Below are 23,826 nucleotides of genomic sequence, written 5' to 3'. Positions count from 1 at the left end.
CCCCGGCGTGGCCCCCAGTGTGTCCCCTCTGTCCCCCTACAGACGTCCGGCGTTGCGGGATCGTTCCCGTCCGGGCTGGGGTCCATGCCGGTGCAGCCCGTACCCTTGGGTTTTGTGTTCCGTAGCCGTGCCAAGGAAGAGAAGGCCCCGAGCGCCGACAAGGCGCAGGTGACCCTCTCCAAGCAGACCCGTGACCCGCAGGCCCCGAAGGGACGGCCCACGCCCAAGCGCAGTGCGGCCCAGTCCCAGCGCCGCAGCGTGGCCGCCACCCCGACGAACCGCAAGGAGGCCGCCAAGCGTCAGCGCGAGGACCGCCGTCAGGCGTTGCAGCGTCAGCGCGAGGCGCTGGCCAGCGGTGACGAGCGCTATCTGCCGGCCCGGGACAAGGGCCCGGTCCGCAAGTTCGCCCGCGCCTGGGTGGACTCGCGCTTCAACGTGGCGGAGTTCTTCCTGCCGCTCGCCGTGGTGATCCTGGTGCTCAGCGTGGTGCGGGTGCCGCAGATCCAGAACATCGCGCTGCTGCTGTGGCTGATCGTGATCGTGCTGATCGTGCTCGACGCGGCGGTCAGCGGTCTCCGGCTGCGGGGGCGGCTCAAGGAGCGATTCCCGGACCAGAACACCCGGGGCGCGGTCGCGTACGCCCTGATGCGTTCGCTCCAGATGCGCCGGCTCCGGCTGCCCAAGCCGCAGGTCAAGCGCGGAGAGCGGCCCTGAGCGCTGACGCTTTCACCGGGGGCGCGGCCGACGCCTGGCTGGACAAGGTCGGCGGACTGCGGGACGTCGTACGCCAGGAGCTGGTGGCCCGGCAGCTTGACGAGCAGATAGCCGGCCGGTTCCCGGTCGGGCGGCGGCTGCGGGTGCTCGACGTGGGCATGGGCCAGGGCACGCAGGCGCTGCGACTGGCCCGGCTCGGCCACCAGGTGACCGGGGTCGAGCAGGACGCGACGATGATCGGCGCCGCGCGCCGGGCCCTGGACGCGGAGCCGGAGGGCATCCGGGAGCGGGTCCGGCTGGTGCAGGGCGATGGACGGGACACCGGCGTGCACTTCCTGCCGGGCAGCTTCGACGTGGTGCTCTGCCACGGCGTCCTGATGTACGTGGAGGAGCCGGACCCGCTGGTGGCGGGGCTGGCCCGGATGCTGGCCCCGGGCGGGCTGCTCTCCCTGCTGGTCCGCAACGGCGACGTGCTCGCCATGCGCCCGGGCCTGTCGGGTGACTGGGCGGGCGCGTTGGCCGCGTTCGACACCACCGCCTATCGCAACCGTCTCGGCCTGGACGTGCGCGCCGACCGGCTGGCCACGCTGACCGCCACGCTCGCGGGCATCGCCGCCCCGCTGCACGCCTGGTACGGCGTGCGGGTCTTCACGGACACCGCGCCCGACGACGCGGCGATCCCGGCCGACCTGGACGCGCTGCTGGCTGCCGAGGAGCGGGCCGGGCGCACCGACCCCTACCGCGGGGTGGCGGCGCTGCTGCACCTGTGCGGCGTACGGGGCTGAGGCCGCTCGTGCACCTGTGCGGCGTACGGGGCTGAGGCCGTTCGGGGCAACCGGGCGGGCCGGGTGATCACCGCGCGGTGAGACTCGGGGCATGGACGCTTCCCGCACCCCCGCCCGCCGGACGGCCGCCGGCACGGCCGCGCTGGTGTGCTGCGCGGCCCTGACCGCCGGCTGCTCGGGGCTCGCCGTACAGCAGACGTCGGCGACCACCCGGGCCGCCGCGCCCCTGGCGGCGACCGATCTGCAGAGCCAGTACCAGAGGGTCATCAAGAACGTGCTGCCCTCGGTCGTGCAGATCCAGGCGAGCCGTGACCTGGGCTCGGGGGTGGTGTACGATACCGCCGGGCATCTCGTGACCAACGCGCACGTGGTCGGCTCGGAGAAGACCTTCAAGGTCACCGCGGCCAACAGCGAGGAGCCGCTCACCGCCAGTCTGGTCTACTCCTACCCCGAGCAGGACCTCGCCGTGATCAAGCTGGACAAGGTGCCGGAGGGGCTGCGGCCCGCGGTGCTCGGGGAGTCGGAGAAGGTGGAGGTCGGCCAGATCGTGCTGGCCATGGGCTCCCCGCTCGGGCTGTCGTCCAGCGTGACGCAGGGCATCGTCTCGGCGACCGGACGGACCGTCAGCGAGGGCGGCAGCGGCGGCGGTACGGGCGCCACCATCGCCAACATGGTGCAGACCTCGGCGGCCATCAACCCGGGCAACAGCGGCGGTGCGCTGGTCGACCTGGACGGGCGGGTCATCGGCATCCCGACGCTGGCGGCGGCCGACCCCGGGATGGGCGGCGGGGCGGCGGCCGGCATCGGCTTCGCCATCCCGGCGTCGATGGTGCGGACGATCGCCGAGCAGATCGTCAAGCGGGGCAAGGTCGTCGACTCCGGGCGGGCAGCGCTCGGCATCACGGCGCGGACGGTCGTGGACGACTCCTACCAGCCGGCCGGGGTGGCGGTGGTCACCGTCCGGAGCGGTGACGCGGCGGCGAATGCCGGGCTGCGGCCCGGGGACGTCATCACCGCGCTCGGCGGCGACCCGGTCACCACCCTCACCTCCCTGTCGGAGGCCCTGGCGGCGGCGAAGCCGGGGCAGCGCGCGAAGGTGACGTACGTCCGGGACGGCGCGCGCCGGACGGCGGAGGTGACGCTGGGCGAGCAGTGAGGAGGGGCCGCCCCACGGTGGCCGGGGGTTCCCCTCCTCGACCGCGAGAAGCTCAGGCCGCGTCGGCGTGGAGGTTCATCGGCCCGTAGATCTCGGCGTTCTCCTCGAACAGCCGCACCTGGTCGGCCCCGCCCTCCAGCAGCGCCTTCCAGTGCTCGCCGATCCAGGACTCGGCGTCCCCCTGCGTGGTGAACTCCTCCGGCTGCACGGCGGGCTGGACCTCCGTCCCGTCGGCCTTCTCGAACCGCCACGTCCATGCCGTCATGTGGGCCTCCTTTGATCCAACACCTGCCGGAAGCCTAGCTGGAAGCGCAAGACCAGCGGAGACAGGCGAAAATCGGACCGTGGAAATCACTCTGCTCGGTACTGGTGCCCCTGCCGGACTCCCCCGGCCCGACTGCCCCTGCGCGGTGTGCGCGAGCGCGCTCGGGCCGGACGCGCGGGCGGCGACCGCCGTGCTCGTGGACGGGGTGCTGCTGCTCGACCTGACCCCGGGCGCGGCGTTCGCGGCGGCGCGGGCCGGGCGTTCGCTGGGCGGGGTACGGCAGGTGCTGCTGTCGCATCCGCACGACGGGCCCCCGGTGGAGGTGCCGGCCGGGCTGCCGGCGCCGGTGCGGGTGCCGGACGGGCGGGAGTTGACGCTGCTGACGGGGCATCGGGTGCGGGCGCTGGCGATGGACGCGGGCGGTACCGGGTACGCGGTGACCGGGCCGGACGGGCAGCGGCTGCTGTACCTGCCGCGGGGCAGCGCGCCGGCGGGTCTGGAGCAGGCGACGGCGGAGTCGTACCCCATGGTGCTCGCGGACGTGGTGGGCCGGCCGGACGCGCTGGCCCGGCTGCGCGCGGTCGGCTCGGTGGGCCCGACCACGGACGTGGTCGCCGTGCACCTCGACCACGACGTGCCACCGGGCCCCGAACTGCGGCGGCGGCTCGCGGCGGCGGGGGCGCGGGCGGTGCCGGACGGGACGACGCTGGTGGTCGGGGCGTACGAGGAGGTGCCGGACGTGCCGCGCCGGGCGCTGGTGCTGGGCGGGGCGCGGTCGGGGAAGTCGGTGGAGGCGGAGCGGCGGCTGGAGGCGTTCCCGGAGGTGCTGTACGTGGCGACCGGGGGGACGCGCGGCGGGGACACGGAGTGGGCGGAGCGGGTGTCCGCGCACCGGGAGCGGCGGCCGGCCTCGTGGCGGACGACGGAGACGACGGACCTGGTGCCGCTGCTGGCGCAGGACGGGCCGCCGCTGCTGATCGACTGCCTGTCGCTGTGGCTGACGGACGTGATGGACGGAGTCGGGGCGTGGGACGACGCCGAGTGGGCGGGCGGGGGTGAGAAGGCGCTGCGGGAGCGGGTGCGGGAGCTGGCCGAGGCGGTGCGCCGCACCCGGCGGACGGTGGTGGCCGTCTCCAACGAGGTCGGCTCCGGCATCGTCCCGGCCACCGCGTCCGGCCGCCGCTACCGCGACGAACTCGGCCGCCTGAACGCGCTGTTCGCCGAGGAGTGCGAGCAGGTCCTGCTGATCGTGGCGGGCCAGGCGGTGGTGCTGCGCGGCTGAGGGGTCAGCCCCGGTCCTTGCGGGCCACGATCCGGTACGCGTTGGCGAACGGGGTGTGGCGGAGCAGGGGGGCCAGGGCGTGGTCGAGCAGGGCGGCCACGTCCAGGAGCGGGCTCGCCGCCGCCCGGACGACGCGGTGCGCGGGGGCCAGGACCAGGGAGACGGCCCCCGCGAGGTCGTAGGGGGTGTGCGCGCCGCTCCGGTCCGTCACCAGGACCGTGCAGCCCAGCGACTCCAGTTCGGTGCGCAGGTTGCCGAGCGGCAGCAGGTGCAGGTGGCGCGGCTGGCCGTACGGCAGCCACCACCGGCCCAGCAGCGCGGCGAACGCGCTGCGCGGGTCGGGGCTCTCGACCACGAGGTGCCCGCCGCGCCGCAGCACCGTGAGGGCGGCGCGGAGTTCGGCGCGCGGGTCGGGGGCGTGCTCCAGGTGCCGGAACAGGCTGACGACGTCGTAGCGGGCGCGCAGCCGGGCCGCGGTGCCGGGTGTCGACAGATAGCCGCGGTGGGCCTCCTCGACCCGCCCCTCCAGCAGCGCCTGTTCGACCCGCGCGGTGGGGTCGAGGCCGTCGAAGCTGGTGTACGGGAAGAACTCCCGGGCGGCCTCCGGGAAGCGGGCGTGCCCGGTGCCGACGTCCAGCCAGCTCTCCGGCTCGGGCAGCGCGGAGAGCTTGTGGGCGGTGGCCCGGTGCCGGTGCCGTACCGCCCGGGGGGACACGATCCGCTCGGTGAACTCCGCCAACTGCCGCTCGTAGAAGTCCCGGTGGAAGAAGGCGAGGCCCTCCGCCGTGAGCCGGGGGTTCTGGAAGACGTGGGCGCAGTCGCGGCACGTGTCCACGGCGAAGGCGCCCGCCCGGTGCCGTAGCGGATCGGCCGCCCGTAGCCGGGTGCGCAGCCGGGGCGATCCGCACCAGGGGCAGTTCTCGCGGCGCGGCTCCAGGAACGTGTCGGTGGTGTCCGGGGGGACGTACGGCGTGGTTGACATGGTCGGCACGGGCGACTCCCTTGGCGACATTCCGCTGCAAACCGGAACGTATGGGATACCGATCCCGGGTGCAACGACGCCGTGGCCGTGTGGTGGCCATGTGGCGCCGACGCGTTCGGGTGCTGGCGGTACTGTTCGGCGAATGAGCAGGCTGAACCTGGACGACTTCTCCGATCTGATCGAGCGCCCCGACGGCGGGGTGCGCCGAGACGCCGAGGCCCGACGGGAGCGGCAGAGCGTGCCGCCCGGGGCGCTCGGACGGCTGGACGAGCTGGGCGAGTGGCTGGCCGCCGCGCAGGGCGCCGTGCCGGTGCGGCCGGTCGAGCGGCCCCGGGTGGTCCTCTTCGCCGGTGACCACGGCATCGCGGAGCTGGGCGTGTCCGCGCGGCCGGCGGGCTCGGCGGCGGAGCTGGTGCGGGCGGTGCTTCAGGGGGCCAGCCCGGTCGCGGTACTCGCCCGGCGGCACGAGGTACCGGTACGGGTGGTGGACCTGGCCCTGGACTGCGACCCGGGCGACCTCCCCGAGGAGGTCGGGCGGCACCGGGTCCGGCGGGGCAGCGGCCGGATCGACGTCGAGGACGCGCTGACCCTGGACGAGGCCGAGGCGGCGGTGCGGGCGGGTGCCGCGATCGCCGACGAGGAGGCCGACTCGGGTACGGACCTGGTGGTGCTCGGCGACCTCAGCGTGGGCGGCACCACGGCGGCGGCGGTGCTGATCGCCGCGCTGTGCGGGACCGACGCGTCCGTGGTCACCGGGCGGGGCGGGCTCGCCATCGACGACCTGGCGTGGATGCGCAAGTGCGCGGCCATCCGGGACGCGCTGCGGCGGGCCCGGCCGGTGCTCGGGGACCAGCTGGAGCTGCTGGCCACGGTCGGCGGCGCCGACCTCGCGGCGATGACCGGGTTCCTGTTGCAGTGCGCGGTACGGAAGCTGCCGGTGCTCCTCGACGGCGTGGTGGCCGCCGCCTGCGCGCTGGTCGCCCAGCGGGTCGCCTTCCGGGCACCGGACTGGTGGCTGGCCGCCCACGACAGCGGCGAACCGGGCCAGGCCAAGGCCCTGGACCGCATGGCCCTGGAGCCCCTCCTCATCCAGGGCGTCACCCTCGGCGAGGGCGTGGGCGCGCTGCTGGCCCTCCCCCTGGTACAGGCCGCCGCCGCCCTGGCCGCCGAACTCCCGGAGCGGGTGGACACCGAGCCGGTACCGGCGGAGCCTATGCCGGAGTAGCCGGTACCGGCGGAGCCTATGCCGGAGTAGTCGGTACCGGTTCGGCCGGCGAGGGGCAGTCGGTTTCCGGCCGTTCGGACACCGCCGGCCATCGCCGTCCCGGTTGCGCGGTCGCGCGCCGTCACGGCGGACGAGCCGGCCGGCGTGTGGGAGACCCACGGGGCGGGGATGCGGGAGCCGGCTCCGCCGGGATGCGGGGAGAGACGGCACCCGGGTCTGCTGCCCCACGCCACGCGCCGACCGGGCCCGCAGGCGGGCCGAACCGCCGCCCGCCGGGCCGGGAGCACGGCCGCACCGGCCCGCCGACCCGGGACACGACCGCGCCGACATCCGTACCGGCCCGACGAGCCGGGACTACAGCCACGCGGGACCGCCCGGCAGGGGCGCGCGACCCCCGGCCTCACCCCCGGCGGGAATGGTGGGGTTCGCCGGACCGGCGGCCATATGATCGTCCGCTATGGGAGATGCCCGAATTGCCATTCCGCCGGATGTCGAGCCGGGGCGGGTGAGTGAGGCCGGGCGGCGGTCGACCGGGGTGTCCCGGCGGGCCGCCGCACTGGCCGTCTGGTATCTGCGGACCGTCGCCTTCATCAACTTCCTCAGCGCCGTGTGGGTCTCGCTCGGCCAGGACGTCCGCCGGCACAACCAGGACGACTTCTTCACGCCGTACCTGCTGACCGCCGGCTTCGCCTCCGGACTGTTCACCGCGTTCCTGGCGATCACCATGCGCCGCCGCAAGCGGGCCGCGTGGATCCTGAACCTGGTGCTCAGCGGCGCGTTCCTCGCGCTGTTCGCGTTCGCCATGGCGTTCCCGGAGATCCGGCGGTACCCGCAGAACTGGATCTCGCTCGGGCTGACGGCCGCGTTCGTCGGTGCCCTGCTCGTCGGCCGCCGGGAGTTCTACGCCAAGGGCGACCGCTCCAACCCCCGGCTCGCGGCCACGGTCGCCGTCGGCGGCGGACTGGTCGCCTCCCTGCTCGCCGCCCTGCTGGTCACGGTCACCAACAACGCGCCGGACGCGGCCCGTTCCGCCTTCCCCGAGCGCTGGCACTACGGCACCCTGCGCCTGGTGTCGGTGGCCGCCGACGAGTCCCGCTTCCCCGGCATCGACCCGCCGAACTGGACCAACGTCAGCGTCAACGTGCTCAGCACCGCCCTGGTCCTCGCCGTGTTCTACGCCGCCTTCCGCTCCCGGCGCGCCGTCGATCCGCTCACCGAGGACGACGAGAAGCGGCTGCGGGCCCTGCTGGACCGGCAAGGCGAGCGGGACTCGCTGGGCTATTTCGCGCTGCGCCGGGAGAAGAGCGTGGTGTGGTCGCCGACCGGCAAGGCGGCCGTGGCCTACCGGGTCGTCGGCGGGGTGAGCCTCGCCTCCGGTGACCCGATCGGGGACCCGGAGGCCTGGCCGGGGGCGATCGCGCCATGGCTCGCCGAGGCCCGGGAGCACGGCTGGATCCCGGCGGTGATGGGCGCGAGCGAGGAGGCCGGGACGGTGTACGCCCGGCACGGCCTGGACGCCCTGGAACTCGGGGACGAGGCGATCGTGGAGGTCGCCGACTTCACCCTGGAGGGCCGGGCCATGCGCACCGTCCGGCAGGCCTACAACCGGGTCAAGCGGGCCGGGTACCAGGTGCGCGTGCGCCGGCACGAGGACATCCCGGCGGACGCGATGGCGTACCTGCTGGAGCGCGCCGACGACTGGCGGGACGGCGCGACCGAGCGCGGCTTCAGCATGGCGCTCGGCCGGCTCGGCGACCCCGATGACGGCCGGTGCGTGATGCTGGAGTGCACCGACGCCGAGGGCCGGCTCCGGGCGGTGCTCTCCTTCGTGCCGTGGGGCCCGAACGGGCTGTCGCTCGACCTGATGCGGCGCGACCGGGACTCCGACAACGGGCTGATGGAGTTCATGGTCATCGAACTGCTGCGGGGGGCCGACGAGATCGGGATCACGCAGGTCTCGCTCAACTTCGCGATGTTCAGGTCGGTCTTCGAACGTGGCGCGCGCCTCGGTGCCGGTCCGGTGCTCAGGCTGTGGCGGTCGCTGCTCAGCTTCTGCTCCCGCTGGTGGCAGATCGAGTCGCTGTACCGCGCCAACGCCAAGTACCGGCCCATCTGGGAGCCGCGGTTCCTGCTCTTCGAGAAGAGCGCGGACCTGCTGCGCATCGGCCTCGCCTCGGCCCGCGCGGAAGGCTTCCTGGAGGCGCCGGGACTGCCCAAGTGGCTGCACCGCAGACACCTGGACTCGCATCGCTGACCACACGGACGGGGAACGCTGGATGGGAACGGTGGCCCGCTGGGCCCGCGCCGAATGGGGACCGCTGTACTCCGCCGTACGCGAGCGGCTGCTGACCCGGCGTCTGCGCGCGCTGCCGATGACGCTCACCGCGGTGTGCCTGACGGCGTTCCTGCAGTACGCGCAGAACCAGTCATGGGGCTTCCAGGCGGTGCAGGACCTGGGCGCCGTACGGGCCGCCGACCCGCTGTGGCAGGCGCTGCTGCGCACCCCGCTGTCGCTGTTCGTACCGGCGCTTGACCTGCCGGTGTGGGGCGCGCTGGCGCAGATCCTGCTGGTGTTCGGGATCGCCGAACTGTGCCTGGGCTGGCGGCGGACGCTGGCCATCGCCTACGTCGCCACGCTCGCCGGCACGCTGTACGCGCGGCTGGGCACCACCCTGGGTCCGCACGCGCCGTTCGGACTGCCCTGGAGCGACGCGCAGGTGGTGGACACCGGCCCCTCGGCGGCCGTGGTGGGGCTCGCGGTGTTCGCGACCTGGCGGTACGGCGCGTATCTGACGGCCGGCGCGGTGACCGTGGCGATGGTGGCGGAGGTGCTGGTCAAGGAGAACCTGGCCGGCAAGGAGCATCTGGCCGCGCTGATGGCGGTGGGCCTGCTGTGCCTGGAAGTGGCGCTGCGGCAGCGGTACGGGCACGATCCACGCGCCTGTCTGCGGGCGCTGGCCGGTCAGTGGCGGTCGGGCAGCCGGGCCGGGCGGGGGTCGGGCTTGCCGCCGATCCAGTCCTGAACGACGCGCCGGGGGCGGGCCCAGCGGCGGTCGTGGCGGTAGGCGCGCAGGGCGGCGCGGGCGCGGGCGCGGGGCCGGGAGCCGTAGAAGCGGCGGGCCCACGGGGAGCCGGGGCGGGCCAGCCGGAGCGCGCCGACCAGTGCGACGAGCGGCACCACGGCCCCGAAGATCGCGATACGTGCCTTGCCCTTGGCGAGGGCGACGAGCGAGAAGAGGAAGTTCACCGCGATGGTGCTGAGGAAGCCGCCGCGGTCCTGGAGTTCCTGCTGGGTGACGTCGTTGACGCCGAACGGGGAGAAACCGGCCAGCAGCAGGCCGACCAGGGCGGCGGTGAGGACGACGACCTCGACGCTCTGCCGGCCCTCCTCGGTCCAGTAGACGTCGTCCAGGTGCAGGATCAGCGCGAACTCGTCCAGGACGAGGCCCGTGCCCATGCCGAAGACGACGGCGGCGATCGCGCCGCCGGCGCCGTGCCGGTCGCTGGCGACGGCGCCGAACCCGCCGCCGATGGTGAGCAGGACGCCGGGGACGACGTGGTGGATGTGCAGGCCGCCCGCCTTGACGTTGCCGAACGGGCCCCGGCCGGCCCGGATCAGACGGGTGATCACCCGGGTCACGACGAAGGTCAGCACGAAGGCGGCGAGGGCCAGCAGCAGCGGGAGCTTGCCCGGCTCCACGATGTTCCGCTCCCACCAGTGCCCCATATGCGCACCATATCCCCGGGGGCGGGAGGCGGCTCAGCGACCGCCGGGTAACCTGCGCCGGTGCGTACGTCCTCCGTCTCCTCCGCTGTCTCCGACGGCCTCCGCTTCGCCTTCGGCACCCTTACGGTGCTGCCCGTACGGGTGCGCCGCTGGGACCGGGAGGCGGCGCGCGGCGGCATGCTGGCCGCTCCGTCGGCCGGCCTGGTCGTCGGCGCGGGCGCGGCCGGGCTCGGGGTGCTGCTGCTCCTGCTGGGCGCCGGTCCGCTGCTCGCGGCCGTCGCCTCGGTCGCCGTACCGGCCGCGCTGACCCGGGGGCTGCACCTGGACGGGCTCGCCGACACCGCCGACGGGCTGGGCAGCGGCAAGCCCGCGGAGGACGCGCTGCGGATCATGAAGCAGTCGGACATCGGGCCGTTCGGCGTCCTCACCCTGGTTCTGGTGCTGCTGGCCCAGGTCGCCGCGCTGGCCCAGCTCTACGACGGCTCGTGGGCCCGGGGCGCGCTGGCCGCGACCGTCTCCGCGACCACCGCCCGCCTGGCCCTCACCCTGTCCGCCCGCACCGGGGTACCGGCGGCGCGCCCGGAGGGGCTGGGGGCGGCGGTGGCGGGGGTGGTGCCGGGGGGTGCGGCCCTGGCCGTGGCGGCGGTGGTGACCGTCGCGGCCGGCGCGGCGGGGGCGGGGCTGGGCGGCTACGACGCGGTACGGACCGCTCTCGCGGTGGCCGCCGGGGTGGCCGTGGCGGAACTGCTGCTCCGCCGGTGCGTACGGCGCTTCGGCGGGGTCACCGGGGACGTGTTCGGCGCGGTGGCGGAGACGGCGGCGACCGTTGCGCTGGTGGCGCTGACGCTCGGCGCGTAGCGCCTGACGGGGCGTGTGCGCATGGCCGTCCGGCGAGTGCGGGTTCGCCGTGGCCGACCGCGCAGTTCCCCGCGCCCCTTCGGGGGCGCTTTCGATTACGGGAGTTTCAGGGTTACCGCTGTCTGGAGGAGGCCCGGCGTCGTCCAGGAGGTGCGTTGGCCGGCGTAGGGCGTGCCGAAGGTCGTGGTGCCCAGGATCTGTTGGCGGCGGGTGCCTTCGGGGGCCGTCAGGGGGATCTGGGTGCCGGAGGGGGCCGTGGCGGTCACGGTGTCGCCGACGCGGTAGGCGGTGACCTTGCCCGCGTCGAGGGCGGACTGCCAGGTGGCGCGGCTCTTGAGTTCGGCGCCGATCGCACTCTGGCGGAGGTTGACGATCGGGGTGTTGTCGGCGAACAGCGCCTGGTAGTCGGCCAGTACGCGGTCCAGGACCGGGTAGAGCAGCCGGTCCTCGGCCAGGTTGGACTGGTGGGCGTAGTGCGGGCGCGGGTCGTTGCCCAGCACGTGCCCGAGGTCGGTGCGGGCCTCGGCGGGCACGATGGTGTCGGTGAACCCGGTGGCCGTGTCCAGCGGCGTCGGCAGGCAGGTGGAGGTGGGGTTGTCCTCGCAGACGCCGCTGCCGCCGTCGGCCTTCGCGGTGTAGATCCAGTTGTACTCGTCGGCCATCTCGGCCTTGGTGCCGACGTTGTAGTACACGTTCATCGGATAGCGCGGCACGGTGAGCACGCTGCCCCCGACGGCGCGCTGCGCGGACTCGCGGGAGTTGTCCGAGGCGGTCCACCGGACGCCGTTCGCGGCGAGCGCCGGCCCGAGGCCGGGGTTGTCCTGCGGCTGCTGCGGCAGGGTCCTGAGGCCGGAGTGCTCACCGGTGACCAGTTCGGAGCGGTCCAGGGGCAGGCCGTGCAGCAGCCCCCAGTCGTAGTTGTCGGAGATCTGTCCGGAGATGTCCGAGCGGCTCACCCAGCGCGTGGAGCCGTCGGCGTTCTTCGCGCAGGTCCACGGCACGGTCGTGGCGTCCTGGATGCAGCCGAGGAAGAGGTGGGTGTAGGTGTGGTTCACCCACCGGTACCGGGACCTGTCCTTCAGGAGCTGGTCGGTCAGCGGGTCCTTGCCGTCGTGCTCCTCCTTCCACTCCTCGCCGGCGCCCGCGTTGTAGACCAGGTCGAGGGTGAAGCCGTGGCTCTGCTCCCACCGCGCCGCGTACTGCGCGTCGGCCGGCGTCATCCGGATCGGCGTCCCGGTGTCGTCCTCGGTGCCGCCCGCGCAGTCGATGTCGCCCGGGGTGCAGTCGCGCTCGGGGTCCCAGCGGGCGTCCGGCGCGAAGACGTCGTCCACGTGCACGGCGAAGTAGTTGCGGGCCTGCCCGAGGTGGACGCCCTGGGTCAGCCACTCGACCATGCCCCGGGCCAGCACCCGGAACTGCTGCTGGTACTGGTTGTAGGCGAAGGTGACGACCAGCTCGCGGCGGCCGTCGTGCGCGTACTCGCCGAGCAGGCTGCCGGTGCCGGTGCCGCCGGGGACGGCGGTGTCGACATAGCTGGTGAAGCCGGTGCGGGGATGCGCGACGAAGCCGTAACTCTCGTCCACGGAGGCCGAGTTGTCCTCGAAGGAGAAGGGCCCCTTCAGATACCCGAAGGGGCCCGCCTTCCCGGCCGCGCTGACGGTGGCGGTCCGGCCGTCCAGGGGCCCCGCGTAGCCGCCCGCGTCGGTGTGGTCGAGCCCGACCTCGGGGTGGGCCCAGGTGTAGGCGTCCAGTTGCGGGATGCCGTAGGTCCTCTCGTACGCCTCCAGGGCCGTCTGCTCGGCCGAACCCGCGCCGAACGGGGCCTCGTTCGGCAGGACCACGCCCTGGTACTTCGCCCGGGGCCGGCCGCCGGCGGTGTCGCTCAGGAAGGCGCTCGTGAGCGTGGGCCGGCCGGCGTCGTCCAGGTCGACGGTGGTGTACGGGACGCCCTCGCCGCGCAGTTGGGCGGTGACCGCCCCGACCGGCCCCGCCCCGTCGTCCACGACCAGGACCCGGAGGTCGACGCGCGGCGCGGTGGCGGCCGACGCGTCCGGCGCGGCCAGGCCCACGCCGATCAGCCCCACGGCGGCGGTGACGCCGAGCGCTCTCAAGCGGTGCAGCCGTCGCGTCATGACAGTTCTCCCCCCAGCAGGACCCCGCGGCCGATCCGTGATGGATCCGCGGAGAATCAGTGGACATCATGCGAAGCGGCGAAGACGGGACCTGTCGGAACCGGACGAGTGTGACCCAAGTCACCACCCCGGACGGGCCGGAAGTGGCCACCGCGCCACGGAGGGGTGAACACCCGAAGGAATGAGCGAACGCCGGTACGCGCGTAGTCTCGTCCCGGGTGTTCGCCGACAGGGTGAAGGCCCCGGTCGCCACTGGTTCCCGGACCTGGGCCTAGGGTCGGCTCCGGGGCCGGTCGACCCCACCCCTTGCGGCGGTCTCCCCACAGGGTGACCGAGGATCGCAACGGCCACAGAAACTTCACATCGGAAGCGAGATCTCACCACCGTGACTGCTCTGACTCTCAGCACCTCCGCGGCGCCCGGCCTGCGGGCCGACGCGCTCGTGATCGGTGTCGCCAAGGGCGCCAAGGGACCCGTCGTCGCACCGGGCGCCGAGGCCGTGGACAAGGCGTACGACGGCAAGCTGGCCGGCGTCCTGGAGACCCTCGGCGCCTCGGGTGCCGAGGGCGAGCTGACGAAGCTGCCCGCCCCGGCCGGTTTCAAGGCCCCGCTCGTGGTGGCGGTCGGCCTGGGCGCGGCGCCCGACGCCGAGGAGGCCGACGACGCCGGCCACGGCGCCGAGGTGCTGCGCCGGGCCGCCGGTGTGGCCGCCCGCGCGCTCGTCGGCGCCAAGAAGGCCGCGTTCGCGCTGCCCGTCGACGGCCCCGGCGCGATCGAGGCGATCGGCGAGGGCGTGCTGCTCGGCGCCTACTCCTTCGACACCTACAAGGACACCGGCACCTCCGCGAAGGAGCGCGCCAAGAACGGCAAGGCCCCGCTGGCCGAGGCCGTGCTGCTCGGCGGCAAGCCGCGCGACGCCGCCCACAAGGGCGCCGTGGCCCGCGCGGTCGCGGTCTCCGAGGAGCTGAACCGCGCCCGCGACCTGATCAACACCCCGCCGAACGACCTCACCCCCGAGATCTTCGCCGCCATCGCCCAGGCCGCCGCCAAGGAGCACGGCATCAAGGTGCAGGTGCTCGACGAGAAGGCGCTGGTCAAGGGCGGCTACGGCGGCCTCCTCGGGGTCGGTGGCGGCTCGGCCGCGACCCCGCGCCTGGTGAAGCTGTCGTACACCCACTCCAAGGCGGACAAGCACCTCGCCTACGTGGGCAAGGGCATCACCTACGACTCGGGCGGCATCTCCCTGAAGCCGGCCGGGCACAACGAGACGATGAAGTGCGACATGAGCGGCGCCGCCGCCGTGTTCGCCGCGGTCGTCGCCGCCGCCCGCCTCGGCCTCCACGTCAACGTCACCGGCTGGCTGGCGCTGGCCGAGAACATGCCGTCCGGCTCCGCGGTGCGCCCCGGTGACGTGCTGCGCATGTACAGCGGCAAGACGGTCGAGGTGCTCAACACCGACGCCGAGGGCCGCCTGGTGCTGGCCGACGCGCTGTGGGCGGCCTCGCAGGAGAACCCGGACGCGATCGTGGACGTCGCCACGCTGACCGGCGCGATGATGCTGGCGCTGGGCAGCCGCACCTTCGGCGTCATGGCCAACGACGACGCGTTCCGCTCCACCCTCCACGAGGCGGCCGAGGAGGTCGGCGAGCCGGCCTGGCCGATGCCGCTGCCGGAGCACCTGCGCAAGGGCATGGAGTCCCCGGTCGCCGATATCGCGAACATGGGTGAGCGGATGGGCGGCGGCCTGGTCGCCGGTCTGTTCCTGCGTGAGTTCGTCGGCGAGGGCATCACCTGGGCGCACCTCGACATCGCCGGCCCGGCGTTCAACGAGGGCGGCCCCTTCGGGTACACGCCCAAGGGTGGTACCGGCACCGCGGTGCGCACGCTGGTGCGGCTGGCGGAGCTGACCGCCGAGGGTGAACTGGGCTGACGGTCCGGTCGCCGCCACGGTACGGCGACGCCGGGGGCGTGGGGGCCGCTCGCGCCGCTCCCCACGCCCCCGGTCCGTGCGCACGTGGGGTGTATCACACCAAGGCCCCGCGTCTCGTACGCCTGGAACAAGTGCAAAGATGGAGCCCGGCAGGACAGGGCCCCCACCGAAGGGCCGAAGCATCAAGCGGCCGGACACCAGCCGCCCGCCGGTCACCGCAGACCGGCGTCAGGCGCACATGCATGGAGGACGTGACGTGGCGAACGACGCCAGCACCGTTTTCGACCTAGTGATCCTCGGCGGTGGTAGCGGTGGTTACGCCGCGGCCCTGCGCGGGGCGCAGCTGGGCCTGGACGTCGCCCTGATCGAGAAGGACAAGGTCGGCGGCACCTGCCTGCACAAGGGGTGCATCCCCACCAAGGCCCTGCTGCACGCGGGCGAGATCGCCGACCAGGCCCGCGAGAGCGAGCAGTTCGGCGTCAAGGCCACGCTGGAGGGCATCGACGTCCCGGCCGTCCACAAGTACAAGGACGACGTGATCTCGGGCCTGTACAAGGGCCTCCAGGGTCTGATCGCGTCCCGCAAGGTGACGTACATCGAGGGTGAGGGCCGGCTGTCCTCCCCCACCTCCGTCGACGTCAACGGTCAGCGCGTCCAGGGCCGTCACGTGCTGCTGGCGACCGGCTCCGTGCCGAAGTCGCTGCCGGGCCTGGAGATCGACGGCGACCGGATCATCTCCTCCGACCACGCCCTCGTCCTGGACCGCGTGCCGAAGTCCGCGATCATCCTGGGCGGCGGCGTCATCGGCGTCGAGTTCGCCTCGGCGTGGAAGTCCTTCGGCGCCGAGGTCACGGTCGTCGAGGGCCTGAAGCACCTCGTCCCGGTCGAGGACGAGAACTCCTCGAAGCTTCTGGAGCGCGCGTTCCGCAAGCGCGGCATCAAGTTCAGCCTCGGCACCTTCTTCCAGAAGGCCGAGTACACCCAGGACGGCGTCAAGGTCACCCTCGCCGACGGCAAGGAGTTCGAGGCCGAGATCCTGCTCGTCGCCGTCGGCCGCGGCCCGGTCTCCCAGGGCCTCGGCTACGAGGAGCAGGGTGTCGCCATGGACCGCGGCTACGTCCTGGTCGACGAGTACATGCGGACCAACGTCCCGACCATCTCCGCCGTCGGTGACCTCGTCCCGACCCTCCAGCTCGCGCACGTCGGCTTCGCCGAGGGCATCCTGGTGGCGGAGCGGCTGGCCGGTCTGAAGGTCGTTCCCATCGACTACGACGGCGTCCCGCGGGTGACGTACTGCCACCCGGAGGTCGCCTCCGTCGGTGTCACCGAGGCCAAGGCCAAGGAGGTCTACGGCGCGGACAAGGTCGTCTCCATCAAGTTCCCGCTCGGCGGCAACGGCAAGAGCCGCATCCTGAAGACCGCGGGCGAGATCAAGCTCGTCCAGGTCAAGGACGGTGCCGTGGTCGGCGTCCACATGGTGGGCGATCGCATGGGCGAGCAGGTCGGCGAGGCCCAGCTGATCTACAACTGGGAGGCGCTGCCGGCCGAGGTCGCCCAGCTCATCCACGCCCACCCGACGCAGAACGAGGCGCTCGGCGAGGCCCACCTGGCGCTGGCGGGCAAGCCCCTCCACATGCACGACTGACGCCTTCCGTCTTCGGGCGCGACGACACAGACTTTCCGCAATTCGTAAGGAGCAACCGAAACCATGGCGGTTTCCGTAACCCTTCCGGCGCTCGGTGAGAGCGTCACCGAGGGCACTGTCACCCGCTGGCTGAAGGCCGAGGGCGAGCGCGTCGAGGCCGACGAGCCGCTGCTCGAAGTCTCGACCGACAAGGTCGACACCGAGATCCCCTCGCCCGCCTCCGGCGTGCTGTCCTCCATCAAGGTCGCCGAGGACGAGACCGTCGAGGTCGGCGCCGAGCTGGCCCTGATCGACGACGGTTCCGGCGCCCCCGCGGCCGCCCCGGCCGCCGAGCCCGAGCCCGAGCCCGAGCCCGCTGCGGCGGCCGAGCCCGAGCCGGCCCCGCAGGCCGCCGCCCCGTCCACCGAGCAGGCGGCCCCCGCCCCGGCTCCGACCGCCGAGGCCACCTCCGGCGGCGGTTCCGCCGAGGGCACCGACGTGGTGCTGCCCGCGCTCGGTGAGTCCGTCACCGAGGGCACCGTCACCCGCTGGCTGAAGTCGGTCGGCGACTCCGTCGAGGCCGACGAGCCGCTGCTCGAAGTGTCCACCGACAAGGTCGACACCGAGATCCCGGCCCCGACCGCCGGTGTGCTGCTGGAGATCGTGGTCGGCGAGGACGAGACGGCCGAGGTCGGCGCCAAGCTCGCCGTCATCGGTGCCCCGGGTGCCGCGCCGGCCGCCGCTCCGGCGCCCGAGGCCGCTGCCCCGGCCGCCCCCGAGGCGCCCGCTGAGGCTCCGGCCCCTGCCCCGGCCCCGGCCGCCCCGCAGGCGCCGTCGGCTCCGGCTCCGCAGCAGGAGACGACCCCGGCCCCCGAGCCGGCCCCGTCGGCACCGGCCCCGGCGCCCGCCCCGGCTCCGGCTCCGGCCGCCCCGGCCACCGCGCCGACCTCCCCGACCGCCACCCAGGCGACGGACGAGGGCGCGTACGTGACCCCGCTGGTGCGCAAGCTCGCCGCCGAGAACGGCGTCGACCTGGCCGGCGTCAAGGGCACCGGCGTCGGCGGCCGTATCCGCAAGCAGGACGTCATCGCCGCGGCCGAGGCCGCCAAGGCGCCCGCGCCGGCTCCGGCCGCCGCCGCCCCGGCCGCCAAGAAGGCGGCGCCCGCGCTGGAGGTCTCCTCGCTGCGCGGCCAGACCGTGAAGATGCCGCGCATCCGCAAGGTCATCGGCGACAACATGGTCAAGGCGCTGCGCGAGCAGGCGCAGCTGTCGTCGGTCGTCGAGGTCGACGTCACCCGCCTGATGAAGCTGCGCGCCCGGGCGAAGGACTCGTTCGCGGCCCGCGAGGGCGTCAAGCTCTCTCCGATGCCGTTCTTCGTCAAGGCCGCCGCGCAGGCGCTGAAGGCCCACGCGGTCGTCAACGCCAAGATCAACGAGGCCGAGGGCACGATCACCTACTTCGACACCGAGAACATCGGTATCGCGGTGGACTCCGAGAAGGGCCTGATGACCCCGGTCATCAAGCGGGCCGGCGACCTCAACCTCGCGGGCATCGCCAAGGCCACGGCGGAGCTGGCCGGCAAGGTCCGCGCCAACAAGATCACCCCGGACGAGCTGTCCGGCGCGACCTTCACCATCTCCAACACCGGCTCGCGCGGCGCGCTGTTCGACACGATCATCGTGCCGCCGGGCCAGGTCGCGATCCTGGGCATCGGTGCCACGGTCAAGCGTCCGGCCGTCATCGAGACCGAGGAGGGCACGGTCATCGGCGTCCGCGACATGACCTACCTGACCCTCTCCTACGACCACCGCCTGGTGGACGGCGCCGACGCGGCCCGTTACCTGACGGCGGTCAAGGCGATCCTGGAGGCGGGCGAGTTCGAGGTCGAGCTCGGCCTCTGATCCGCCTGGTCACAGCAGTGCGGCACCCCGCCCGGAGCGATCCGGGCGGGGTGTCCGTGTGTGGCGGCACACGAAGCGTGTAAGTCTCGTCTCACCTGCGCCACAGCACGCCCACTCCCCCCACTCCGGATGCGAAGCCCCCGTATTGTCTAAACGTCAGCCCCCGGGAGGAGCCCCCATGACCGCGCCCGTCGTCCACTCGCTGCGCGAGCAGATCCGCGAGCACATCGTGGAGGGGATCGTCAGCGGGCGCTGGCAGCCGGGGGAGCGGATCGTGGAGCGGCGGATCGCGACCGAGCTGGAGGTCAGCCAGACGCCGGTACGGGAGGCGCTGCGGGAGCTGGAGTCGCTGCGGCTGATCGAATCGGCGCCGAACAAGGGCGTGCGGGTGCGGAACCTGACGGCGGCCGACCTGGAGGAGAGCTATCCGGTGCGGGCCGGTCTGGAGGCCATCGCGGCCGAGCTGGCGGCCGACCGGCTCGCCGAGGACTGCACGGCCCTGGAGCCGCACGTGCTGGCCCTGTACGAGGCCGACCGGGACGCCGACGGCACCGGCCAGGTCCGGCACACCGTGGGCTTCCACCGCGAACTCGTGCGCGCCGCCGACAACTCGGTGCTGCTGCACACCTGGGAGGGGCTCGGCATCGAGGTGTTCACGGCGCTGTCCATCCGCTGGCTCGGGACGGTGCAGCAGTCGTACGCCGAGGAGCACGAGGAGCTGGTGCAGGCGTTCAAGCGGCGGGACCCGCGGATCGCGGAGCTGGTGAAGGCGCACGTGCTGGGCTGCGCCCCGCGTCCCTGAGCACCTCTCTCACGCACCGGAGCATCCCCCCGCTCACCTGCGAAAACCCTGATCCAACACGGCACCGGGTGCCCATTTCGCAGGCACCGGGTGCCTACTTTCTCGTCATCGAGAGGTTTTGCCCCTCAACCCTTTGATCGATCATCGATCAGGGGGTTACAGTCACCGACGGACTTCCACCGAAGTCCCCGCCCTGTCCTGCCAAAGACCTAGGGCACCCCCGAACCCTTGACGATGAGGGAACCCCCTTCGACTGAGGAAGGCGGCGACATGACCGACCCCCACGCCATCCAGCCGAGCGCGCTCGACCAGCTCCCGGACCGCGACCCGGAGGAGACCGCCGAATGGCAGGCCTCCCTGGACGCCGTCGCCCGGGAGGCCGGGCCGCACCGCGCCGCGTACCTGATGCGGCGCACGCTGGAGCGCGCCGAGGCGGGCGGCATCGCGCTGCCGAAGCTCCTCGAAACGGACTACGTCAACACCATCCCCACCTCCGCGGAGCCGGCCCTGCCCGGTGACCCGGAGCTGGAGGCCCGGATCACCGCGTGGAACCGCTGGAACGCGGCGGCGATGGTGACCCGCGGCAGCAAGCACGGCGTCGGCGGCCACATCGCCACCTTCGCCTCCGCCGCCTGGCTGTACGAGACCGGCTTCAACCACTTCTTCAAGGGCAAGGAGTCCCAGGAGGCCGCCGGCTCCGGCGACCAGCTCTACATCCAGGGCCACGCCTCCCCCGGTATCTACGCCCGCGCCTTCCTCGACGGCCGCCTGAACGAGCACCACCTGGACAACTTCCGCCAGGAGGCGGGCGGCAACGGCCTGCCGTCGTACCCGCACCCGCGCCGGCTGCCCTGGCTGTGGGAGTTCCCGACGGTGTCGATGGGCCTCGGCCCGCTCTCCGCGATCTACCAGGCGCGGTTCAACCGGTACCTCACCAACCGCGCCATCAAGGACGTCTCCGCCTCGCACGTGTGGGCGTTCCTCGGTGACGGCGAGATGGACGAGCCCGAGTCGACGGCCGCCCTCGCGCTGGCCGCCCGTGAGGGTCTGGACAACCTCACCTTCGTCATCAACTGCAACCTGCAGCGCCTGGACGGCCCGGTCCGCGCCAACTTCAAGATCGTGCAGGAGCTGGAGGCCCAGTTCCGCGGCGCCGGCTGGAACGTCGTCAAGACGCTGTGGGGCTCGGCCTGGGACGAGCTGTTCCAGCTCGACACCACCGGCGCGCTGGTCCGCCGGCTGCGCGAGGTGCCGGACGCGCAGGTGCAGACGTACCAGACGCGCGACGCCGCCTACATCCGCCAGGACTTCTTCGGCAAGGACCCGGCGCTCGTCGAGCTGGCGAAGCTGCTGAGCGACGACAAGATCCTGGAGTGCTTCCACCTCTCGCGCGGCGGTCACGAGGCGCGCAAGGTCTACGCCGCGTACAAGGCCGCCGTCGAGTTCAAGGGCGCGCCAACCGTGATCCTGGCCCAGACGGTCAAGGGCCACACCCTCGGCGAGGGCTTCGCGTCGAAGAACGCCAACCACCAGATGAAGAAGCTGACGGTGGACGAGTTCAAGGCGATGCGGGACCTGCTGGACCTGCCGATCAAGGACAGCGACTTCAGCGACGGCGTGGTGCCCTACGGTCACCCGGGCGCCGACTCCCCCGAGGTCCGCTACCTCCAGGAGCGCCGCGCGGCCCTCGGCGGCCCGGCCCCGGCCCGCCGCACGCACGCCCTCGCGCCCCTGCCGGCCCCCGCCGAGAAGGCGTTCGCCTCCTTCGACAAGGGCTCCGGCTCGCAGAACGTGGCCACCACCATGGCCTTCGTCCGCCTGGTCAAGGACCTGGTCCGCGACAAGGAGACGGGCAGGCGCTGGGTGCCGATCGTCCCGGACGAGGCGCGCACCTTCGGCATGGAGAGCCTCTTCCCCTCCCTCGGGATCTACTCCCCCAAGGGCCAGACGTACGAGCCGGTCGACCGCGACCAGCTGATGTACTACAAGGAGGCCGAGAACGGCCAGATCCTCAACGAGGGGATCACCGAGGCCGGTTCGATGGCCGACTTCATCGCCGCGTCCACCGCGTACGCGACGCACGGCGAGGCGATGATCCCGTTCTACATCTTCTACTCGATGTTCGGCTGGCAGCGCACCGCCGACCAGATGTGGCAGCTCGGCGACCAGCTCGGCCGCGGCTTCCTCGTCGGCGCGACGGCCGGCCGTACGACGCTGACGGGCGAGGGCCTCCAGCACGCCGACGGCCACTCCCCCGTCATCGCCGCGACCAACCCGGCGGCGCTGACGTACGATCCCGCGTTCGCCTACGAGATCGCGGTGCTGGTGCGCGAGGGTCTGCGCCGGATGTACGGCGAGGCCGAGCCGGGCGAGGACCAGAACGTCTTCTACTACCTCACCGTCTACAACGAGCCGCTGCCGCAGCCGGCCAAGCCGGCGGGCCCCGGCATCGACGAGGGCATCGTCAAGGGCCTGTACCGCTTCAACACGGCCGAGTCCGCGGGCGTGACCGCCCCGGCCGACGCTCCCCGCATCCAGCTGCTCGGCTCCGGTACGGCGATCCACTGGGCCCTTGAGGCGCAGCGGCTGCTCGCTGCGGACTGGGGCGTCGCCGCGGACGTGTGGTCGGCGACCTCCTGGACGGAGCTGCGCCGGGACGCCATGGAGGCCGACGCGGCGCTGCTGCGCGGCGAGGAGCGCGTGCCGTACGTCCGGCAGGCCCTCCAGGGCGCCGAGGGCCCGGTCCTCGCGGTCTCCGACTACATGCGCCAGGTCCCGGACCAGATCGCCCAGTGGGTCGAGCAGGACTACTCCTCCCTCGGTGCCGACGGCTTCGGCCTCTCCGACACCCGCGACGCGGCCCGCCGCCACTTCGGCGTCGACGCCCCGTCCATCGTCGTCGCCGCCCTCGCCCAGCTCGCCAGGCACGGCGAGGTCAAGGCGACGGCGGTGAAGGAGGCCCGGGAGAAGTACGGGCTGTAGTCCGGCGAACGCTCGCGTGCGGCGGGGAGAGGGGGCGCCCTTCTCCCCGCCGCACGCGTGTGCGTGGCCGGCCGGGATTACGGCCGCGCCGGGGTGACGCGGGCGGTCACGCGGGCTGACGGCCGGCGGTCGGCGGTCGCCCCGGCTGGGTGGCGCCGGTCTTCCCGGCCCGGCGCCACCGGCCGGCCCGGCGCCGCCCGCCGGCCGCAGCGATTCGGCACTCCTGGTCACACCGGTCACCCCGGCACCACGCCGCCGGTGGCGACCGCGCCGCCGGTCGCCTCGGTCCTGGTCGCGCGCCATCTGGGCGGACACGAGCCGCGTGCTCCGAGAGGCTCCCGCGCGTTCTGTCCGCCGCTCCGCGACTCCGGGACTCTTCGTACCGGCGCGTTCCTCTTCCGCCGTCTCCGTCCGCCCCGCCCCCTGTCAGTGCCCCCCGGCATCATGACCCCATGCGTGCGGCTCGCCTCATCAAGATGGTTCTGTTGCTTCAGGCACGGCCGGTGATGACCGCTGCCGAGCTGGCGCGGGAGCTGGAGGTGTCGGAGCGGACGGTGACGCGGGATGCGCAGGCGTTGTCGGAGGCGGGGGTGCCGGTGTACGCGGACCGGGGGCGGGCTGGTGGGTACCGGCTGGTCGGGGGGTACCGGACGCGGCTGACGGGGCTGGCCCGGGGGGAGGCGGAGGCGCTGTTCCTGAGCGGGGTGCCGGGGGCGCTGCGGGAGATGGGGCTGGAGGACGCGGCGTCGGCGGCCCGGCTGAAGGTGTCCGCGGCCCTGCTGCCGTCGCTGCGGGACGCCCCGGACAGTGCCGCCCGGCGGTTCCATCTGGACGCGCCCGCCTGGTTCCGGGAGCCGGAGACGCCGGTGCTGCTGCCCGCGCTCGCCGAGGCGGTGTGGGCGGACCGGCGCGTCGGGGCCCGTTACCGGCGCGGCGCCGGGGAAGTGGAGCGGGCGCTGGAGCCGTACGGGCTCGTGCTGAAGGCGGGGGTCTGGTATCTGTGCGCGCGGGTGGTCGGCGGGGGCGGGTTCCGGACGTATCGGATCGACCGGTTCACCGGTGTCGAGGTGCTCGACGAGGGGTTCGACCGGGAGCCCGGGTTCGATCTGCCGGGGTACTGGGCCGGGCACGCGGAGCGGTTCGCGCGGTCGTTGCTGCGCGCCGAGGTGGTCGTACGGCTGTCGCCCGACGGGGTGCGCAGGCTGCCGCACGTGATGGATCCGCCGGCCGCCCGGGAGGGCCTGGCCGGCGCGGGCGGGCCGGACGCCGAGGGGTGGGTGACGGCGACGCTGCCGGTGGAGTCGGAGGAGGTCGCGCACGCGCAGCTGACCGCGCTCGGCCCGGAGGCGGAGGTGCTGGCGCCGGCCGGGCTGCGGGAGCGGTTCGCCGCCGACGCCGCCCGGCTCGCGGCCCGGTACGGCGGCGGGGTTGGGGGCGTCCGGTGATGGTTCGCGGTACTC

At 73.5% G+C, this 23,826-nt stretch carries 18 protein-coding genes; 14 read left to right on the top strand and 4 right to left on the bottom strand.

Features of this window, described 5'->3' with window-relative positions; genetic code table 11:
* Window positions 1-84: 84 nt before the first annotated feature.
* From NX794_RS28850 to NX794_RS28840, 3 genes are all read left to right on the top strand, one after another.
* Window positions 85-714, top strand: a complete 630-nt coding sequence (locus NX794_RS28850) for a DUF3043 domain-containing protein (protein ID WP_258782210.1) — start codon at window positions 85-87, stop codon at window positions 712-714.
* 83 nt (window positions 715-797) lie between these two features.
* Window positions 798-1,499 (top strand): class I SAM-dependent methyltransferase, encoded by a 702-nt coding sequence (locus NX794_RS28845; protein ID WP_258782209.1) that lies wholly within the window; start codon window positions 798-800, stop codon window positions 1,497-1,499.
* A gap of 91 nt (window positions 1,500-1,590) precedes the next feature.
* Window positions 1,591-2,655, top strand: coding sequence for a S1C family serine protease (locus NX794_RS28840; protein ID WP_258782208.1), 1,065 nt, complete (start codon window positions 1,591-1,593; stop codon window positions 2,653-2,655).
* Window positions 2,656-2,707: 52 nt separating this feature from the next.
* Here the strand turns inward: NX794_RS28840 and NX794_RS28835 are convergent, their stop codons facing one another.
* Window positions 2,708-2,920 carry a hypothetical protein gene (locus NX794_RS28835; RefSeq protein WP_258782207.1) on the bottom strand — a complete coding sequence of 71 codons (213 nt, stop codon included), beginning with the start codon at window positions 2,918-2,920 and terminating at the stop codon, window positions 2,708-2,710.
* Between the two features lie 79 nt (window positions 2,921-2,999).
* On the opposite strand from NX794_RS28835, the gene NX794_RS28830 reads away from it, so the two are divergent.
* A complete protein-coding gene (locus tag NX794_RS28830) occupies window positions 3,000-4,202 on the top strand; it encodes a bifunctional adenosylcobinamide kinase/adenosylcobinamide-phosphate guanylyltransferase (protein WP_258782206.1) in 1,203 nt (400 codons plus the stop codon).
* A 4-nt stretch (window positions 4,203-4,206) separates the two neighbouring features.
* Here NX794_RS28830 and NX794_RS28825 read toward each other — a convergent pair whose 3' ends face one another.
* On the bottom strand, window positions 4,207-5,184 hold the full coding sequence (locus NX794_RS28825) for a class I SAM-dependent methyltransferase (protein ID WP_258782231.1): 978 nt from the start codon (window positions 5,182-5,184) through the stop codon (window positions 4,207-4,209).
* 142 nt (window positions 5,185-5,326) lie between these two features.
* Here NX794_RS28825 and cobT point away from each other — a divergent pair, with 142 nt between their 5' ends.
* The 3 genes from cobT (at window position 5,327) to NX794_RS28810 (ending at window position 9,432) form a co-directional block, all read left to right on the top strand.
* On the top strand, window positions 5,327-6,409 hold the full coding sequence (cobT, locus tag NX794_RS28820) for a nicotinate-nucleotide--dimethylbenzimidazole phosphoribosyltransferase (protein WP_258782205.1): 1,083 nt from the start codon (window positions 5,327-5,329) through the stop codon (window positions 6,407-6,409).
* A 457-nt stretch (window positions 6,410-6,866) separates the two neighbouring features.
* Complete coding sequence (locus tag NX794_RS28815) at window positions 6,867-8,663, top strand: phosphatidylglycerol lysyltransferase domain-containing protein (RefSeq protein WP_258782204.1); 1,797 nt, start codon at window positions 6,867-6,869, stop codon at window positions 8,661-8,663.
* A gap of 22 nt (window positions 8,664-8,685) precedes the next feature.
* Window positions 8,686-9,432, top strand: coding sequence for a hypothetical protein (locus NX794_RS28810; protein WP_258782203.1), 747 nt, complete (start codon window positions 8,686-8,688; stop codon window positions 9,430-9,432).
* On the opposite strand, the gene NX794_RS28805 is transcribed toward NX794_RS28810, so the two are convergent.
* Entirely contained in the window at window positions 9,372-10,136 is a 765-nt protein-coding gene (locus NX794_RS28805) for a hypothetical protein (protein ID WP_258782202.1), read from the bottom strand. The genes NX794_RS28810 and NX794_RS28805 overlap by 61 nt on opposite strands.
* A gap of 60 nt (window positions 10,137-10,196) precedes the next feature.
* On the opposite strand from NX794_RS28805, the gene NX794_RS28800 reads away from it, so the two are divergent.
* Window positions 10,197-10,994, top strand: coding sequence for an adenosylcobinamide-GDP ribazoletransferase (locus NX794_RS28800; protein WP_258782201.1), 798 nt, complete (start codon window positions 10,197-10,199; stop codon window positions 10,992-10,994).
* A 95-nt stretch (window positions 10,995-11,089) separates the two neighbouring features.
* On the opposite strand, the gene NX794_RS28795 is transcribed toward NX794_RS28800, so the two are convergent.
* Window positions 11,090-13,126 carry a hypothetical protein gene (locus NX794_RS28795; protein WP_258782200.1) on the bottom strand — a complete coding sequence of 679 codons (2,037 nt, stop codon included), beginning with the start codon at window positions 13,124-13,126 and terminating at the stop codon, window positions 11,090-11,092.
* A 385-nt stretch (window positions 13,127-13,511) separates the two neighbouring features.
* Between NX794_RS28795 and NX794_RS28790 the strand changes: the two genes are divergently transcribed.
* The 6 genes from NX794_RS28790 (at window position 13,512) to NX794_RS28765 (ending at window position 23,811) form a co-directional block, all read left to right on the top strand.
* Entirely contained in the window at window positions 13,512-15,056 is a 1,545-nt protein-coding gene (locus NX794_RS28790; RefSeq protein ID WP_258782199.1) for a leucyl aminopeptidase, read from the top strand.
* Window positions 15,057-15,312: 256 nt separating this feature from the next.
* Window positions 15,313-16,701 (top strand): dihydrolipoyl dehydrogenase, encoded by a 1,389-nt coding sequence (lpdA, locus tag NX794_RS28785; RefSeq protein WP_258782198.1) that lies wholly within the window; start codon window positions 15,313-15,315, stop codon window positions 16,699-16,701.
* A 63-nt stretch (window positions 16,702-16,764) separates the two neighbouring features.
* Window positions 16,765-18,582, top strand: coding sequence for a 2-oxoglutarate dehydrogenase, E2 component, dihydrolipoamide succinyltransferase (gene sucB / locus NX794_RS28780; protein WP_258782196.1), 1,818 nt, complete (start codon window positions 16,765-16,767; stop codon window positions 18,580-18,582).
* Between the two features lie 178 nt (window positions 18,583-18,760).
* Window positions 18,761-19,384, top strand: a complete 624-nt coding sequence (locus NX794_RS28775; protein WP_258782195.1) for a GntR family transcriptional regulator — start codon at window positions 18,761-18,763, stop codon at window positions 19,382-19,384.
* Window positions 19,385-19,654: 270 nt separating this feature from the next.
* Window positions 19,655-22,366, top strand: a complete 2,712-nt coding sequence (gene aceE, locus NX794_RS28770; protein ID WP_258782194.1) for a pyruvate dehydrogenase (acetyl-transferring), homodimeric type — start codon at window positions 19,655-19,657, stop codon at window positions 22,364-22,366.
* 452 nt (window positions 22,367-22,818) lie between these two features.
* Window positions 22,819-23,811, top strand: a complete 993-nt coding sequence (locus NX794_RS28765) for a helix-turn-helix transcriptional regulator (protein WP_258782192.1) — start codon at window positions 22,819-22,821, stop codon at window positions 23,809-23,811.
* Window positions 23,812-23,826: the final 15 nt, after the last annotated feature.

It is taken from the genome of Streptomyces pyxinicus (assembly GCF_024753135.1).
In the GTDB taxonomy this organism is placed as follows: Bacteria; Actinomycetota; Actinomycetes; order Streptomycetales; family Streptomycetaceae; genus Streptomyces; species Streptomyces pyxinicus.
Note: the sequence above shows the minus strand (reverse complement) of the source record. Positions and strands in the feature narration are given on the sequence as shown.

Coding starts and splice junctions, on each gene's coding strand:
- NX794_RS28850 (WP_258782210.1), top strand. CDS start 85: ATGCCGGTGCAGCCCGTACCCTTGGGTTTTGTGTTCCGTAGCCGTGCC.
- NX794_RS28840 (WP_258782208.1), top strand. CDS start 1,591: ATGGACGCTTCCCGCACCCCCGCCCGCCGGACGGCCGCCGGCACGGCC.
- NX794_RS28835 (WP_258782207.1), bottom strand. CDS start 2,920: ATGACGGCATGGACGTGGCGGTTCGAGAAGGCCGACGGGACGGAGGTC.
- NX794_RS28825 (WP_258782231.1), bottom strand. CDS start 5,184: ATGTCAACCACGCCGTACGTCCCCCCGGACACCACCGACACGTTCCTG.
- cobT (WP_258782205.1), top strand. CDS start 5,327: ATGAGCAGGCTGAACCTGGACGACTTCTCCGATCTGATCGAGCGCCCC.
- NX794_RS28815 (WP_258782204.1), top strand. CDS start 6,867: ATGGGAGATGCCCGAATTGCCATTCCGCCGGATGTCGAGCCGGGGCGG.
- NX794_RS28810 (WP_258782203.1), top strand. CDS start 8,686: ATGGGAACGGTGGCCCGCTGGGCCCGCGCCGAATGGGGACCGCTGTAC.
- NX794_RS28805 (WP_258782202.1), bottom strand. CDS start 10,136: ATGGGGCACTGGTGGGAGCGGAACATCGTGGAGCCGGGCAAGCTCCCG.
- NX794_RS28795 (WP_258782200.1), bottom strand. CDS start 13,126: ATGACGCGACGGCTGCACCGCTTGAGAGCGCTCGGCGTCACCGCCGCC.
- sucB (WP_258782196.1), top strand. CDS start 16,765: ATGGCGGTTTCCGTAACCCTTCCGGCGCTCGGTGAGAGCGTCACCGAG.
- NX794_RS28775 (WP_258782195.1), top strand. CDS start 18,761: ATGACCGCGCCCGTCGTCCACTCGCTGCGCGAGCAGATCCGCGAGCAC.
- aceE (WP_258782194.1), top strand. CDS start 19,655: ATGACCGACCCCCACGCCATCCAGCCGAGCGCGCTCGACCAGCTCCCG.
- NX794_RS28765 (WP_258782192.1), top strand. CDS start 22,819: ATGCGTGCGGCTCGCCTCATCAAGATGGTTCTGTTGCTTCAGGCACGG.